This window comes from uncultured Roseobacter sp. (assembly GCF_947501835.1).
In the GTDB taxonomy this organism is placed as follows: Bacteria; Pseudomonadota; Alphaproteobacteria; order Rhodobacterales; family Rhodobacteraceae; genus Roseobacter.
This window is the reverse complement of record NZ_CANMXR010000006.1, coordinates 52582-69320: the sequence shown is the minus strand read 5'-3', so window position 1 is coordinate 69320 and position 16739 is coordinate 52582. Positions and strand designations below refer to the sequence as shown.

The window sequence follows — 16739 nt, the reverse complement described above, 5'->3', positions numbered from 1 at the left end:
TTACCTCCGTTCTGTCAGTTTTTTGCGTTAATTTCTTCGATGGGTTGGTAGGAAATGTCGTAACCAAAGTATTTTGGCCCAACCAATTCCAGCCCGTGATCCGTGCGCCATTTCGGATCGCTGGGCAGGCCGAACACGATCACGCGGTAGCCATAGGCCATCTGTTCTGTCGTGATCGGTTGCCCGGTTTCCAGATCGAGAAGGCAAATCAGATCAGGCGTAATCGCGGCAGGCGTGCCGTCTTCCTCCGCCAACAGGAACTCGTTCTGGAATTTCAGTGTCAGGCTGCGGCCTTGATAGGCTTCCAGCCCTTCGATCACCGCCTGACCGCGGGCAAAGCCACCTTCGGTGCGCCGGTCCACATCTGTGACGCGTCCCTCGAAGAGGCGCATGCCGCCCAGATCGGCGGCCAGCCTGTCGGCAGGGTTGCGATTGGCGCTTTGTTCAGCTGTGATGATCCGCCCGATGCAGGCGATCAGCGACAGGGAGTCCCGCAGGATTGCGCGTTTCGCCTGCGCCCCTGTCATCGGGTAAAGTGCGATTAGCCCGGCGCCCCCCATTTCAACGGTAATGACGCGGGCGAACTTCTCCGTCGACAGATTATCGACGGTGTTGAGCACCAGCGCGTTGCCCTTCTCGTCTGCCATGGCCATCGGGCAAGCGTGGACATCAAACATCGTCATCGACACCATCTGCAGTTCAGGAAAGGCACGCCCCATGCCATCACCGTCCACGATGGGCAAACCTGCCGCAGCTGCGACCGCGATGGGAATGGTCGAATTCAATCCACCGGCCTCGATGCAAAAAATGGCATCTGCCTTGCGGCCAAGCACCGCCTCCAGCGAGCGTAGGGCTGAGATCGCCTCGTCGCCGCGCGGGAGCTTTTCGAGCATGACTGTTGGCGCCCCCATCATTGCGACCGGCACAATCAGAGCATCATCGTCAAGCGCATCGATACCGATGACCGGGACCGGGCCGTTTTCGCCAATGGCCTGCTCTGCCATAAGCTTGCCAATGTAGGGGTCTCCACCGCCTCCGGTGCCGAGAAAGGCTCCACCCAGGGCAACATCCGCCATGTCCGCGCGTGTGATCGTCTTGATTTTTTCCATTACGACGTCTCCATGGGCGTGAACGTGATGTCGTCATATCCAAAGGCCGCAGGCCCCACGACGGCCAGTGCTTCGGGTGAGCGCATGAGCGGGTGGGCCGGAAGGCCCAGCACGGCGACCCGCTGTCCGTAGCGCAGCATTTCGGTGGTGATCGGCAGCCCGGTGTCACTGTCGAGCACGACAACCAGATCGGGTGTGCAGACCTCGACATTTCCATTGCGTCGAAAGACCAGAAACTCGTTCTGCAGATCGATCCATCCGGTGTCGCCCGCAAAAGCACCAAACCCTTCCAGCGCGAGATGGCCCACCGCAAAGCCCCCTTTGAGGTGCCGTTCAAGATCGACGATTTTGGCCGTCATCAGCAACCGGCCACGCTCCTGATTGATGACCGTCTGAACCGGGTCGGCGTTGGTCCGATGCGCTTTCAGCACGGCGCGGCCCAGGTTGAGCGCCTGCGTGATTGTCCCCGGAATGGCGGCGCGTTTGACGAAATCGCCGCGCATGGGTCGCGTGGCAAGACCCGCCGCAGCCCCCATGGTTACCACAACCGCGCGCGCGATGCGTTCCAGCCAGATGTCGTCGGGCGTGTCACGGATCACCACGATGGACCCCTTTTCGTCAGCCATGGCGGCCGGGGCCTCGCGGTGTCCGTAGATCGACCAAGTGCACATCTGCATCTCGGGAAAGGCCCGGCCCATGCCGTCGCCGTCTACCACTGGCAATCCAGCTTGCGCCGCTGTCAACATCGGCTCCATCGAGTTGGCGCCGCCAATCTCGACCGAAATCAGCGCATCCACCGGTTTTCCCACTTCGCGTTCGACCGCGCGCAGGGCGCGCAGGCACTCCTCGCCTTCCTCGATCTTTTCGACGCCCACCACCGGCGCGCCGATGCCGCCCAGCGACACGACCAGCGCGTCGTCTGGCAGTTCCTCCAGCGGGATCACCGGAATGCGTCTCCCCTTTCTCAACTCCTCACGGCAGCGCAGCTTGCCGATATAGGGGTTGCCGCCACCCCCCGTTCCAAGGATGGCCGCTCCGATCTCGATCGCATCGAGATCGGCATCGGTGACTTCTCTTAACCGCTCAGCCATTCATGTCACCGACGACTTTGAGACGGATCCGCGTGGCATTACCGGGAAGATAGGCAAGCGGCACGTCCTCCTGATCCAAAAGCTCGATGCTGTCGGGCTTGGCACCGGCGGCAATGGCCTTGTCAGTCGCTTCCTTGCGGGCGTCTTTCAGAGCCTCCTCGCGTGATTTGCTTTCCAGCGAGAAAATGCGATCCACCTCGCCTGAAATCTGGCCAATAGCTGCACCAACCGCATTCGCGACAGAAAAATGTTCAGGGCGGATCACCGGCAAGTCGCCCACCTGTTCCGGCACAAGGATGGACCCGCCCCCCACCGCCAGCACCGGGATCGGGTCGGGCGACACGCGCATCCGTTCGACCGCGTTCAGCAGCATGGTGTCCGTATGCGCCTTGACGGCCATCATGTGATCCGGTGACACGCCAGAGAGCGCAGATGTGTCGCCGAAGTCCGCCAGACCAAGGCCCACGGCGATATCGGAGGTGGTCAAGGTTTTGCCGCCAAAGATCAGGGCCTCTTGCGTCAATCGGTAGCCGACGGATTTCGGGCCAACGCTCAGAGGTTCTCCCTCGGCGCTGACAATCGTACCGCCGCCCAGTCCAATGGCAAAGACATCGGGCATGCGGAAATTCGTGCGGACCCCGCCCACATCAACCGTGGTGCTGGCCGGGCGCGGGAAGCCTTTGACCAAAGCGCCGACGTCGGTGGTTGTTCCGCCCACATCCACAACGATGGCCTCGGTCTTGCCGGACAGGAAGGCAGCGCCGCGCATAGAGTTGGTGGGGCCGGACGCAAAGGTCAGCACGGGGTACGATTGCACGAAACTGCGGTTCATCAGCGTGCCGTCATTCTGGGTGATGAAATAGGGGCAGGTCACGCCCACCTTTTCCAGCGCCCGACCAAAGGCATCCACGGTCCGTTCTGAAAGGGCGCGCAGCGATGCATTCATGATTGCTGCATTCTCGCGTTCCAGAATGCCCAGACGTCCGATCTCACTCGACAAAGTGAAGCTGGCATCTGGCAGGCGCTCGGCAAGACGCGCCATCGCTGCGCGCTCCATCTCGTCGCTGACCGGCGAAAACACGGATGTGATGGCAATGGTGTCGATCCCCGCTTCGCCGATCTCGGCGGCGATGGTGTCAAGCTCGGCCATGTCCAACTCGGAAATCGTTCGCCCGTCGAATTCGTTGCCACCTTTTGCCATCCAGAAGTGGCCACCGACGGCCTCGCGCATGTCATCGGGCCAGTCCACCATCGGCGGCAGGCACTGCGCGGCGGGCAGGCAAAGACGGACGGCGGCTGTCCGCGCAATATGACGGCGCTCGACCACGGCGTTGGTGAAGTGGGTTGTGCCAATCATCACCGCTGTGACACCTGACTTTTCGATGCCAGCGTCGGCTATCGCGCGTTCGACCGCATCGACCACGCCCCCCATCACGTCTTCGGTCGTGGGGGATTTCACACCGGACAGAATCCTGTCGCCCTGCATCACGACAGCATCCGTATTCGTGCCGCCAACATCGACGCCAATTCGAAACATCTAGGTGTCCTCCAGTTCTGTTGAGGTGGCAAGCACAGCGGCCCGCTCCTCTTTGCTGACAATGGGTTTGAGCGCGTCTTCTTCAGGCGAGATCACAGGAATCGCCGACAGCAGTGCGCGCGTGTAAGGATGGCCCGGCGTGTCGAAAATATCCGCGACCGGACCGGTTTCGACGACCTCACCGCGCAACATGACAGCGACGCGGTTGCAGAAATTGCGCATAAGGCTGAGGTCGTGGCTGATGAAGATATAGGTCAGATCAAATTCGCGCCGCAGATCATGCAATAGGTCGATCACCGTGGATTGCACAAGAACGTCAAGCGCCGAGGTTGGTTCGTCCAGCACAAGGATCTTTGGGTTCACCGACAGCGCGCGCGCGATGGCGACCCGCTGCTTTTGCCCGCCGGACAATTCATGCGGATACATGGCCGAATAGTTCTGCGGCAGTTCCACGAGGTCGAGCAGTTCTGAAATGCGGCGATTGATTGACGGCTTGTCAAAGCCGGTGAACTTCAGCGGGACCGCCAGTTGATCGCCCACCGTTCGGCGCGGGTTCAGCGACGAGCCCGGATTTTGATAGACGATCTGTATGAGCTTGCGAAACTCCTGCGTGCCCGCGAACCCGTCCAGCGATCGTCCGTCGATCTGCACCGCGCCCCTAGTGGGGGCGGTCAGCCCCATGATGATCTTGGCCAGCGTCGTCTTGCCGGAGCCGCTTTCACCAGCGATCCCGAAGATGTCGCCCTGCCGGACGGTCAGTGACACGTCGTTCACCGCGCGGAAACTGCCGGTGACCCGATTGAGCCAGCCGCTGCGCGTCTCGAAGTCCTTTGACACGGATGCAACATCGACAATCGGCTGAGTACCCTCATGTTCGGTGGTCTTGACGCCATCGCCATAAAGCGGCGGCACTGCGGCCATCAATTCGCGGGTGTAGGCGTGCTTCGGCGCGTCAAAGATCTCGTCGCGCGTGCCGGTTTCGACGATATGCCCGCGCTCCATCACGTAGACCCGGTCAGCCATCTCGCGCACCACGCCGAGGTTGTGGGTGATCAACAGGAGCGACAGCCCCTCTTCCGCCACCAGCCGGTTGAGTAGCGCGAGAATTTCGTCCTGTGTGGTCACGTCGAGCGCGGTACCCGGCTCATCCGCGATCAGCAGGCGCGGCTTGTTCAACAGGGCCATCCCGATCAACACACGTTGGCGCATCCCGCCCGACAGCATCATCGGATAGCTGTCGAGGACACGGCCGCCATCCCTGAGCTGCACCTTTTTCAGTGTCTCGATCATATGGGCCCTACGGTCTGCCCGAGAGCGCGAGGCTCCAAGGCGCAGGTCGCCGTAGCGGATGACATCGTCCATCTGCCGCCCGATGGTCAGCACCGGGTTGAACGACAGCATCGGGTCCTGCAGGACAATCGAGATGCCTGTGCCTTTCAGCCGATTACGGTCCTGCTTGTTCAGATCGAGCAGGGATTGACCGTTGTAGTGGATGCTGCCCTGTTCGACCTTGCCCGGCGGCATCGGCAGGGTCCCGATGATCGTGCGCATGGTCACGGTCTTGCCCGAGCCGGACTGCCCGATCAGCGAAACCCGCTCGCCTTCGTTCACATGCAAATCGACGTTGTGCAGCACACGCCGGTGCTGGCCGTAGGCGTCGAACCCGATGCACAGGTCGCGGATATCCAGAAGCGGGTTCATAGTTCGACATCCAGCATGTCGCGCAACCCGTCGCCCAAGAGGTTGAAACCGAGGATCGCGTAGAGAATTGCCAGGCCAGGCATCACCGCTTGCCACCACATCTCGGGCAGATACTCGGACCCGGTGGCGACCATCGTGCCAAGGTCCGGGGTCGGAGGTTGCACGCCCAGCCCGAGAAATGAGAGTGCTGCGCCAAAGAGGATGACAAAACCCGCATCAAGCGAGATTTTGACGGCCACCGCAGAAAAGCAGTTGGGGAGCAATTCCCGGAACAGGATATGGGTGTGAGACGCCCCGGCGACGCGCGCGGCCTCGACGTAGTCTTCGTTCATCTGGCCTTTCACGATCCGGTAGATCAGCCGGGTGTGCCAGGTCCACCAGAGAAGCGTGATCGCGATCATCGCATTGATCAGATTTGGCGACAGAACCGCGGTGATTGCCAGCGCCATAGCAAGCGGCGGCAGGGCCAGCATGATGTCGGTGAACCGCATGATGATGGTTTCCGTCCAGCCACCGAAATACCCAGCGCAGAGGCCGAGTACAACGCCGAACGGCACCGCAACCCCCAGAACACCCACGACCAGTCCGAGCGAGACCCGGTAGCCAAAGATGACCCGGCTGAACACGTCGCGCCCGACGTTGTCGGTACCCATGAGGTTATCCCAGTTCGGTGGGCTGTGCCGGTTGCGAAAATCGACAAAGGACCCCGCACTTTCCGGCGACGGGGCGATCCAGGGCGCGAAAACCGCCGCAAGGATAACGCTGAACACGATCAGCGCTCCGATAACCGCCAAAGGGTTGCGGCGGAACCGATATAGAGCCATCTGGCGCGCAGTCAGTCCGTGGGCCGGGGCGTCGGGGTCGTTCATCGCGCTCATGACCCACGCGCCGCCCGAATGCGGTGTCGGGGATCGAGGATGCCAAGCAGCAGATCGATGGTCAGGTTGGCGACGACGAAGAATACGCCGGAGACGAGAACAACCCCGATCACCGCATTGAGATCTTTCTGCAGGATCGTGCGCACACCGTAGCTGGCAATGCCGGGCCAGGAGAAGACGAACTCGACAATGAAGGCATTGCCGATAAGTGAGGCGAATTCCAGCCCGAGAATGGTCAACGGTGCCACCGAGGCAACGCGTAGCATGTAGCGGAACGTCACCACGCGTTCTGGTATGCCGTAAGCCCGCGATGCCTCGACGAAATCGCGCGAGGCGACCTCGATCATCGCTGTGCGGGTGATACGCATCACTTGCCCGATGCCAGCAGCAGCCAAAGCAATCGTCGGCAGGAACAAATGCCGCAGCGCGTCGACAACGACGTCGAAGCGTCCAGCAATCAGCCCATCAATGGTCAGAAGCCCCGTCACATCTGCGGAAAAACCGATACCCGGGTCGAGGCGTCCCGTCACAGGGAAGAATCCCAAGTAATGCGCTGCAATCAGTTGCAGAATAATCGCCAGGACGAACCCCGGGGTGACCACACCCAAAAGGGAAATCACCCGTAGAACGCCATCAATCCATGTATTGCGGTAAATGGCGGCGATAACCCCAAGCGGGATCGAAATCAGAACCTGCAGAACGACCGTGAAAAGCACGAGCTCGAACGTGGCGGGCAAAGCACCCATGATGTCATCCATCACCGGGCGCGACGTCAAAAGCGACTTGCCCAGATCGCCTTGGACCAGCCCGCTCAGATAGGTCCACAGCTGCACCGGATAGGGATCATTGAGGCCCATTTCCTCTTGCAACTGAGAGACCTGTTCAGCGGTCGCCAAAGGCCCCAGCGCGATACGCGCAGGATCGCCCGGAACAATCCGCGCGATCACGAAAATCAGAACGGCGAGTCCCAAGAGGACAAAAAGAAGCGTAAATGTGCGTCTGAAAAGATAAGCAAACATCAAGATTTCCCCAGGGAAACCTTGGACGACGGATACCAACGCAGGCATCCTGAATTTAGTCGAATACTGATCTAAAAAGTCTAGGAATATTAAAAAACTTCTAAATTTGACATTAAATCAATAAGTTGAATTCTATTCGAAACACCCGCCAGTCGGTAGACGGATGTCAGATGATACTTCACCGTTGCCTCTGAAATGCCCAGTTGTCGGGCAACCTGCTTGTTAGATAAGCCCGATTGCAGTGCTGCGGCGACTCGGTATTGCCGGCTGTTAAAGCCTAGAGCCTTTAGTTCTTCAGGTATCACATAGCTTTGCTCGACGGCCCGTACAATTTGTCTGGCCAGACGAGACAGGGGGATGTTGCCGCGCAGGAATTGGCCGGAGGTCAAGCGCGCACTTGCGCCCAGAAAAACGTCCCTGTGTTCGATAAACGGCGCGATCTGCCGTTCCTCCAGCGCCAGCCTCATCGCGTGTTCGATATGCTGTCGTCGAAGTTTCCCGCGCACGCGTTGCGCATGTTGAAGCGCAGTCACAATGGCGCCTCTTGGCGTGGCGGAGGGGGTAAGCTCCTTGAGACGCAATGCTGTTTGCAGCTCATCCCGAACAATTTGACCAATCGAACTGTGGATCGGGGCGGCATCAAGTGCCTCAAGCTGCCGCTCAGCTTCGTTGGGATGCCATTCAAGATGCGATACCTGCGCCTGCAGCACATCAATGGTGAGCGGGGCGCCGCTGTGACGCCGCGCATAGTCGGCTTGATATGTCTCGAGCTCAATCTGCGCGGCCTGTCGGCCCTTCAGGAAGTAAGTGCTCATAACACCGATGCGCGCCAGCTGGTAGAAAAGCTCTGACCAACTGTCGCCGATCAACAGGCTGTTGCGCAGATCGGGCGCGCGTTGCCGGACGCGTTCCAGATTTCCGCGCTCATACTCGATTGCCAGGCGGATGACCTCAATGACCTCTTCTTCGTTTCCGTATCGGGTGCGCGACACTTCCAGACACCGCTCCGCCGTCCGCAGCCCGCGCGCCGCGCGCCGCAATCGGCCGTCCACGACATCGAGATCAGCCAGATGGATATGAATGAAGTGCTCCAGATAGGAATGACCATCCTCGCGGTAGCACGAGATCGCCTGCTGACCGGCCACCCGAGCGTCCTCCAGCCGCAGCAGGCGCACAAGCATCGCCATCATGGCGTTGTAATAGAGCCCCTGCAGCAATGCGTTTGAGATCGGCAGGGCGCGTTCCAGCCTGCGCCATGACGCGAGTTTGTTGTCGCTGACAGGTTCACCAAGATGAAGGGCCAGCAACAGATCCAGCAACTCGAACTGATAGGTCTTCTCAAACTCCAAGTTGACAGCATGCAAATAGGATTTCGCGCGGGAGGCCTGACCGGACTTCAAGAGGTGCATGACCAGACCACCCAGCACTGCCTCGTCCTGACGCCACTCATCAGGCTGCAACTTGTCGAGGAGATGCGCAAGCTTGGCGTATCCGTGGCGAAACGGGTAAATAAGCCCGCCACCCCTGATGAACTCTTTACGAGCCTCTGATGCGTCAGCTACCGGCATTCTGGCAGTAGACTCGGAGTGGTAGGGTTTTTCAAGGTGATCGGACACTGGCCGCAAACCGCAAGACTATGTCCATCAAGAGGTATCGATCTTGAACCTATGTGCGTCGTCGGCTGATCGAAGAATTGCCGCGAGTGCGCCGATGGGTCGAAGTGATTTCAAAATATTGGTTTGAAACGTTAGTCGTGGAATTGGCGGGTGCCCCACAACGGACACTCGCGAGTTGTGAAGCATGCGTTTCTTTGGGCTCGCAGCGGACATTGGCTAGAGTTCTGCCAACTCGCCTTCGAGCGCCTTCTGAAGCAGCGGTGCGGTATCATGAACCCATTGAGGTTCATTGTTTCTGACAATAAGCCAGAATTTCGTCCCTTCCTTCCAGAAAGTGGCGTCGATCAAACCGGGTTCCTTCTTGTCCCTCTTGAAGTGCCAATGCACGGAATTGGGATACTTTACGCGCGAGTAGCCCCCTATGCGCGAGATGTAGAGTCCGGTCGCCACAGCCGCGCGTTCGACCACGCCCATGATTTTTTCCTTTGTCACTTCTTCGGTGATACTCACCACCAGGTCATAGGATTTCTTCTCTTTCGCCATCTTCCAAGCCCTCGACAGAGTTTCGAAGCCAAGCCGATAGATACTTTAGTTGTGGGTCAAGGCGATTTGATTTCGGTGGCGGGTTGGCTCGAAACGGACATTAACAACAATCACAACATCAACACTGCTGTGCCGCCTAGTTACTCCAGCAAACCCACTTATCTGGGCTTCAAGGCCACATGCATTGCTTCGGGAACAAGTGGGCGTGGTCCATGCCAACCAACGCTTGCGCTTCGGCCTCGTTATCAACGCGGACGTACCCTTGCCGTTTGTTAGTTAGTTGCGGATCTGGCGGATGCAGACTTTCCAAACATTCATTTGGGCGTCCTGCCGACTCCGACATTAACGACGCGTTAATGGCTGCTGTGCTGGGCAAACCGGATTTGTGCAGTTACAGCTATTGCTGACGCAGCATCCATTCGCCGACGCAGCGCACGCATTGCAACGATGCAGCCCATTTCGTCAGACCGATCATTCAATGCGAGGGCAAAGACCGACCCTGTGAAAACAATTCGGCGACGGCGATACAAATTCCACTCTCTGACCAGACGTTTATCTGAAATTATATGTTTTCGATCATGAATGTCCGATGAAAAGAACACAGTGGCAGCAGATGACGATACCGCCCCTTGTCAACATTCGGATCTCGATCCTGCACGTTCTCGTCGTAGCATTGTCGATGGCCCTGACGTTCAGTGCTTGGCACTTCTCAAAGAAGCAGGCTGAAAGCCGGATCGAGCAGAGATTTGATGCCTCGCGCGATCACATTGTCGGCCTGCTCCGGGACAGGATGCTGAAGTACGAAGATGCCCTCTGGGCCGGTGTCGCCGCCATGGAGTCTCACGATGGCGACATGACACGTGCGCAATGGCGAACCTTTGCGACACATCTGCGTATCGATGAGAAGTACCCTGGCATCAATGGTATTGGTGTGATCCACTTTCTTTCAGATCAATCGCTCAACACATATCTTGACCAGCGTCGCTCCGAACAGCCGAATTTCAATATCTTCCCGCCGCACGATCATCCTACGTACATGCCAATTTCGTTTATTGAGCCAGAGGAAATCAACGCGGCGGCGGTGGGTCTGGATGTGGCACATGAACTGAATAGACGAACGGCAGCCCTCGCGAGCCGCGACACGGGTGATGCCCAGATCACCGGGCCTATCGTACTTGTGCAGGATGCCGGTGCCATGCCAGGTTTCCTGTTCTACGCGCCCTTCTACAGAGGCGGTGTGCCCACCGAACTTGGCGACCGGCAGAACCAGATCGACGGCGTCGTCTACGCGCCATTTGTGGTCCGCAAACTGCTGGACGGGCTGCTGGCCAAGGACTTGCGCCATACCAGCATAAGCATCAGCGATGCAGGCCAGACAATCTATGATGAACACTCGTCCGCCGAAGACCTTCACGACCCGGCGCCGATGTTTACCGAAGAGGTACAGCTCAATTTTTACGGACGCTCCTGGACTCTGGACATCCGGTCAAACCTCGCTTTTCGAGAGAACAACAGCTACGTGCAACCAACCGTGATCCTGGTTGGAGGGATTGTCATCGAAGCGCTTATTCTCTCGCTTCTGATCATGATGGCGCGCGCAAACCGCAATGCTGTCGCCTACGCCGACAAGGTGACAGAAGATTTGCGAATTGAGCAGCAGAAACTGGTGAGAAGCAACGAGGAGCTGGAACGGTACGCATATGCTGCATCTCATGATCTGAAGACACCCATACGCGGCATCGGTGGACTGACGGAGATGCTGAAAGAGGATCTGGAAGACTATCTTTCCTCACCGAGTGCAAACCCGGAAATCGCAATGAGCCTTGACCTCATCCTGGACCGAGTGCAGCGCATGACCGACCTGACAAACGGCATTATTGAATTTTCAAGGGTTGGCGCGCAATCGGAAGACTGCAGCCCCCTCGACCTGAGCGAATTGATAACGTCTCTTGCGTCCGATTTCGGGCTTGCATCACATCAGGTTGAGCTCAACAGTTCTGTGAACACGGTCAGTGTCGATCCAGTCGGGCTAAGGCGGGTTATCGAAAATCTTGTGGGAAATGCAGTGAAGTACCACGAGGCGGTGGCCGATTTAAGAATCTTCATCACGTGCCAAAAAACATCAGATTTCTTGCAATTTTCAGTCGCCGACAACGGCCCTGGTATCGATCAAAAATACCATGATCGTATTTTCGAGATGTTTCAGACCCTCCGAACTGGAGACGCGCCTGAGAGCACTGGAGTCGGGCTGGCCGTCGTCAAAAAAGCCGTTGAGGTACACGGTGGCGAGGTGAAGCTTATCTCGAATATTGGTGCAGGCGCGAGGTTCTTTTTCCAGTGGCCAAAGGACCCGAAATCCGATGTGGTCCAGGGCGCCAGGGTCGCGGCGTGAGGGGCAAAAAATGAACATACTCTTGGTCGAAGATGATGACGTGGATGTTTTGTTGTTTCAACGCGCCCTGCGGACTACTGGAACCAGCAGCTCGGTCGTTCGCGCAAAGGATGGCGTTGAAGCACTGGAAATCCTAAACGAACAAAATGCAGACAGGCGAGTTCAGGATCCATATGTGATCCTCCTTGATATTAACATGCCACGCATGAACGGCCATGAGTTCCTGAAGGAACTGCGGGCAAGTGAGCATCTGGCTTCGTCAAGAGTTGTCGTTGTGACAACATCTGACGATCCGAGAGACATTGAGCTGGCATACGGCAACTATGCGAGTGGTTATGTTGTCAAGCCTGGAGGATCTGCTGAAATGACCGAGGTCATCAAGTCTCTGCAACAGTATTGGGACATCTGTGAACATCCTGTCCGACCGATCGCTTTGCAAGCTCCATGAGCGCGCGACAACAACCGGGTCACCATTCTTAAGACTGAGTGTCTTCAATTCGTCGCGCTCTTTGTTCAAAAGACGAGAACTCTTTGTTGTGCGGATATCCAAGGCGCAGCTCGCCTCGAAGGGTCCGCTCCTCACCAAGAATAGCTTGCGAACCAAAGTCTCGTTTTGCGCTGCAAATAAACACCCGAGCCACGTGCCCCAAGACCACCCCATGACGACTACGGGCGTCTTACAAAATCGCTCGACTTACTCTCTGAGCTCATTAACCTGCCCGACCACCGATTGAAGCGTCTGTAACGGCTCAGCGTGTACGGCAACCAGCGGACGTGAATTCATGTTACCCTAAATCAGGTCAAAACTTAGCGCTTTGTCCCCATATGTCCCGCCAAATCGAAAAGCTCTGATTTTCACAACAAAAGGCGGATGACGAGGTGGATCGAAATCAATCCAAATCTCCTAATATATTTATATAAAAAAAATATTTCAGGGAATTGGTGCCCAGGAGAGGACTCGAACCTCCACGTCCATACGGACACTAGCACCTGAAGCTAGCGCGTCTACCATTCCGCCACCTGGGCAGGTGTCGTGGAGCTCGCGTTTAAGCCCAAGCTGTGTAGGTGTCAAACGGAAATTGTCGAAATGACCGACGTATCTCGATCAACCGCGAAAGGCCGGAAACAAGCAGCGAAATGCGCAAGCTTGGTCGATTTCGTCACTGACCATGCGCCGATTTGCGCCTTGTCTCATGGGATGCGCAGAGGTACATCCAGTAAGACATCGTTAAATGAGGCCTATCATGTCGAAACTGATCACGATTTATGGGGGTTCCGGCTTTGTCGGGCGTTATATAGCGCGGCGTATGGCCAAGGCGGGCTGGCGCGTGCGAGTGGCTGTGCGACGCCCAAACGAGGCGATTTTCGTAAAGCCCTATGGTGTCGTGGGTCAGGTGGAGCCGGTGTTGTGCAACATTCGTGATGACGCATCTGTGCGTGCGGTCATGGCGGGTGCAGATGCCGTGGTGAACTGCGTCGGTATTCTCGCGGAAAGTGGCAAGAACGGTTTTGACAGTGTGCAGGCAGAGGGTGCTGCGCGGGTGGCGCGCATCGCAGCCGAGGAGCAGGTCGCGCGCCTTGTCCATATCTCCGCCATTGGTGCCGATGCAGGGTCCGAGAGCGACTATGCCCGCACCAAGGCCGAGGGCGAGGCGGGTGTTTTGGAGCATATGCCGCAGGCCGTGATCTTGCGTCCATCGATCATTTTTGGCCCCGAAGACCAATTCTTCAATCGTTTTGCATCCATGAGCCGCTTGGGGCCTGTGCTCCCGGTGGTGGGGGCCGATACGCGTTTCCAGCCCGTTTTCGTAGATGATGTCGCAAAAGCGGCGGAGCTTGCAGTGACCGGCAAAGCCGCTCCAGGAGTTTACGAGCTGGGTGGGCCGGATGTCGCAAGCTTCAGGTCGTTGATGCAGCAAATGCTCGCTGTTATTCACCGGCGTCGGCTGGTGCTGAATATCCCGTTCTTCATTGCGCGGATCATGGCGTTTGGCTTTGATATGCTGCAGACACTGACGGTCGGTCTTTTCACAAATTCGATGATCACACGGGATCAGGTGCGTAATCTGGCCAAGGACAATGTCGTAAGTGATGATGCAAAAAGCTTTGCCGATCTCGGTATCACGCCGGTTTCCATGGCATCGGTTCTGCCGGATTATCTGTGGCGTTTCAGACCGTCGGGCCAATACGATGCGATCAAGGAATCGGCCAAGAACCTGCGCACTTAGGCATAAGCGTAAAACAATAGTACAATGCCAAGAATGACGCGGTAGATCACATAGGGTGTGAAGCTGACGCTGCGCAGCAATCGCATCATCAGGATCAGCGCGAGCAATGCTGCGAAAAAAGCAAACACCGCTGCGATCATCCCATCGCGCGCGACGGCCCAATTTGCCTCCTGTACAACATCAACGCCCAGCAAAAGGCCGGAGGCGGCAATTGTCGGGATCGACATCAACATGGAGAGTTTGGCAGCACCCTCCCGCTCATACCCGAGCTTGCGGGCTGCGGTGATGGTGATGCCGGAGCGTGAGGTGCCGGGGATCAGAGCAAGCATTTGCGCCAGGCCCATGGCGACCGCATCCCGCAGGCGCCAATCCGACGCGGTGCGTTCCGTGCCACCGGATTTATCTGCCCAATAGAGCACGATACCGAAGCCCAGCATGGTCCATCCGATCACGGCCACCGATCGTAGCATCTCGTCCAGACCTGCCAGTTTGATCACAGCCCCCGCAATTACGACAGGCACAGTCGCAACTGCTAGGCAAAGCGCGAGAAATGCGCCTTGGGTGTCAACGCGGCCGCGCATTAGTCGGGTGGTGCCAAGGAGAGCAGTTTTCACGTCCGTCCAGAAATATAATACAACGGCGAAGAGCGTTCCGACATGAACGGCCACATCAATGGCTAGCCCTTGATCTGGCCCACCGGTCAGCGCCGGCAGCAGCACCAGATGTCCGGAAGAGCTGACCGGTAAGAATTCGGTCAGACCCTGAAGGGCTGCGACGACAAAGAGCTGAAAGAGCGTCATGTTTAGTCCAATACCGGCAGTATGTGACTGTGGTATAAAGTCAGGGAATCAAATGGAAAGCACCAAAGAAAGTCCGATTCGGACCTTATTTTAGAGAATCCCTGCGAGCGAAAGCTTGGATGACCTATTTTTTTTCATTATAGGTAAGTATAACTGACTTTATTTCCGGTCTGAGTTCGCGTATGCGTTCGCTTCTGAGCTTTGGTGGAGGAATTGGGTGATGTCTGGACAGCCGATGTTGAAATTCGTGACCGTTGAGCGGGACATGCCCGAAAAGCGCGCTGCTGACGCACGCCGCGAAGACTTCAATGAGATCTACGCAGAGTACGCAGAAGCAAAAGCGCAAGAGCAATCGAGTCGTTGTAGCCAGTGCGGCGTGCCCTATTGCCAGAGCCACTGCCCGCTGCATAACAACATCCCCGACTGGCTGCGCCTGACTGCGGAAGGCCGGTTAAAGGAGGCTTATGAGGTCAGTCAGGCGACAAATACGTTCCCCGAAATCTGTGGCCGGATCTGTCCGCAAGATCGTCTGTGCGAAGGGAATTGTGTTATCGAACAATCGGGCCACGGCACCGTGACCATCGGCGCGGTTGAGAAATACATCACCGACACCGCCTGGGAAAAAGGTTGGGTGCTGCCGATCTCGCCGACACAGGAGCGCGCGGAATCGGTTGGAATCATCGGGGCCGGGCCAGGCGGGTTGGCTGCCGCGGACGTGCTGCGTCGCGCCGGTGTGCAGGTGACCGTCTATGACCGGTATGACCGTGCGGGCGGGCTGCTGACCTACGGCATTCCGGGCTTCAAGCTGGAGAAAGACGTGGTCATGCGCCGCAACGACCAATTGGAGCAGGGCGGCGTCACGTTTGAGCTGAATACCAACGTCGGCGAGGATATCAGCTTTGACGAGCTGCGCAGCCGTCACGACGCGGTGATCATTGCCACAGGTGTCTATAAATCAAGGGAAATCGAAGCGCCGGGCGTGGGTGCCACGGGTCTTGTGCGGGCGATTGATTTCCTGACCGCCTCGAACCGGAAGAGCTTTGGCGATGCAGTGCCGGAATTCGATTCCGGGGAGCTGAACGCCGAGGGCAAGCGCGTTGTGGTTATTGGTGGCGGCGACACGGCGATGGATTGTGTGCGCACCTCTGTCCGGCAAGGCGCCACGAGCGTCAAATGCCTCTATCGGCGCGACCGGACGAATATGCCGGGCTCTCAGCGCGAGGTGCAGAATGCCGAGGAAGAGGGTGTGATCTTTGAATGGCTCTCTGCGCCCAAGGGTTTTGTCGGCGATCCGGTGACGGGTGTGATGGTGCAGAAGATGCGCCTCGGCGCGCCGGATGCCACCGGTCGGCAAGCGCCGGAGGTGATCGAGGATGCGGATTATGTGGAAGACGCCGATCTGGTGATCATGGCGCTGGGGTTTGAGCCAGAAGCGCTGCCGACACTTTGGGATCAGCCGGAATTGCCTGTGACCCGCTGGGGCACGATCAAGGCGGCGTTCACCACTGGCGCGACCGACCTCGACGGCGTCTATGCGGTGGGGGACATCGTCCGGGGCGCCTCGCTGGTGGTCTGGGCCATCCGGGACGGGCGCGATTGCGCGGATGCAATCCTGAAAAGCCTCGGTGACAGTGCGGCGTTGGCCGCGGAATAAAGCATTCAAATCAACCTCGATGCGGCGTCGATATCGCATCGGTCAAACGTCAGTACGTTGTGCGCGACCAGAAACCGTTAAGGACAGCAATCATGACCCAAGAGGGTTACAGGGCAAATCGGACCGGGAGCACGCAGCGCGCCGCAAGAGCGGGTGCGCGCATGAAAACCG

General features: G+C 57.8%; 13 protein-coding genes and 1 tRNA gene. 4 read left to right on the top strand and 10 right to left on the bottom strand.

Annotated elements, in window-relative coordinates; all coding sequences use genetic code 11:
• Positions 1-14: 14 nt before the first annotated feature.
• The 8 genes from Q1A20_RS13625 to Q1A20_RS13590 form a co-directional block, all read right to left on the bottom strand.
• Entirely contained in the window at positions 15-1109 is a 1095-nt protein-coding gene (locus tag Q1A20_RS13625; protein ID WP_299917126.1) for a DUF917 domain-containing protein, read from the bottom strand.
• Positions 1109-2200: a DUF917 domain-containing protein gene (locus tag Q1A20_RS13620; RefSeq protein ID WP_299401907.1), complete on the bottom strand. Its 1092-nt coding sequence runs from the start codon at positions 2198-2200 to the stop codon at positions 1109-1111. The genes Q1A20_RS13625 and Q1A20_RS13620 overlap by 1 nt, the downstream gene beginning before the upstream one ends.
• Positions 2193-3737, bottom strand: coding sequence for a hydantoinase/oxoprolinase family protein (locus tag Q1A20_RS13615; protein ID WP_299401906.1), 1545 nt, complete (start codon positions 3735-3737; stop codon positions 2193-2195). Before Q1A20_RS13615 ends, Q1A20_RS13620 begins: the two co-directional genes overlap by 8 nt.
• The gene (locus Q1A20_RS13610; protein ID WP_299401905.1) at positions 3738-5438 is read right to left on the bottom strand and encodes an ABC transporter ATP-binding protein; all 1701 of its coding nucleotides are present in this window, start codon (positions 5436-5438) and stop codon (positions 3738-3740) included.
• Positions 5435-6316, bottom strand: a complete 882-nt coding sequence (locus Q1A20_RS13605) for an ABC transporter permease (RefSeq protein WP_299401904.1) — start codon at positions 6314-6316, stop codon at positions 5435-5437. Before Q1A20_RS13605 ends, Q1A20_RS13610 begins: the two co-directional genes overlap by 4 nt.
• Positions 6313-7335: an ABC transporter permease gene (locus tag Q1A20_RS13600; RefSeq protein WP_299401903.1), complete on the bottom strand. Its 1023-nt coding sequence runs from the start codon at positions 7333-7335 to the stop codon at positions 6313-6315. Before Q1A20_RS13600 ends, Q1A20_RS13605 begins: the two co-directional genes overlap by 4 nt.
• Before the next feature lie 89 nt (positions 7336-7424).
• Positions 7425-8903, bottom strand: coding sequence for a LuxR C-terminal-related transcriptional regulator (locus tag Q1A20_RS13595; RefSeq protein WP_299401902.1), 1479 nt, complete (start codon positions 8901-8903; stop codon positions 7425-7427).
• Between the two features lie 264 nt (positions 8904-9167).
• Positions 9168-9494 carry a hypothetical protein gene (locus tag Q1A20_RS13590; RefSeq protein WP_299917123.1) on the bottom strand — a complete coding sequence of 109 codons (327 nt, stop codon included), beginning with the start codon at positions 9492-9494 and terminating at the stop codon, positions 9168-9170.
• A 589-nt stretch (positions 9495-10083) separates the two neighbouring features.
• Here Q1A20_RS13590 and Q1A20_RS13585 point away from each other — a divergent pair.
• Entirely contained in the window at positions 10084-11886 is a 1803-nt protein-coding gene (locus Q1A20_RS13585; protein ID WP_299401900.1) for a CHASE domain-containing protein, read from the top strand.
• 10 nt (positions 11887-11896) lie between these two features.
• Positions 11897-12334: a response regulator gene (locus Q1A20_RS13580; protein ID WP_298969223.1), complete on the top strand. Its 438-nt coding sequence runs from the start codon at positions 11897-11899 to the stop codon at positions 12332-12334.
• Positions 12335-12826: 492 nt separating this feature from the next.
• Here the strand turns inward: Q1A20_RS13580 and Q1A20_RS13575 are convergent.
• A tRNA-Leu gene (locus tag Q1A20_RS13575) sits at positions 12827-12912 on the bottom strand.
• Between the two features lie 218 nt (positions 12913-13130).
• On the opposite strand from Q1A20_RS13575, the gene Q1A20_RS13570 reads away from it, so the two are divergent.
• Positions 13131-14114: a complex I NDUFA9 subunit family protein gene (locus Q1A20_RS13570; RefSeq protein WP_299917121.1), complete on the top strand. Its 984-nt coding sequence runs from the start codon at positions 13131-13133 to the stop codon at positions 14112-14114.
• On the opposite strand, the gene Q1A20_RS13565 is transcribed toward Q1A20_RS13570, so the two are convergent.
• A complete protein-coding gene (locus tag Q1A20_RS13565; RefSeq protein ID WP_299917119.1) occupies positions 14111-14914 on the bottom strand; it encodes an undecaprenyl-diphosphate phosphatase in 804 nt (267 codons plus the stop codon). The genes Q1A20_RS13570 and Q1A20_RS13565 overlap by 4 nt on opposite strands.
• 220 nt (positions 14915-15134) lie before the next feature.
• Here Q1A20_RS13565 and Q1A20_RS13560 point away from each other — a divergent pair, with 220 nt between their 5' ends.
• Positions 15135-16568: an NAD(P)-dependent oxidoreductase gene (locus Q1A20_RS13560; protein WP_299917117.1), complete on the top strand. Its 1434-nt coding sequence runs from the start codon at positions 15135-15137 to the stop codon at positions 16566-16568.
• Positions 16569-16739 lie beyond the last annotated feature (171 nt).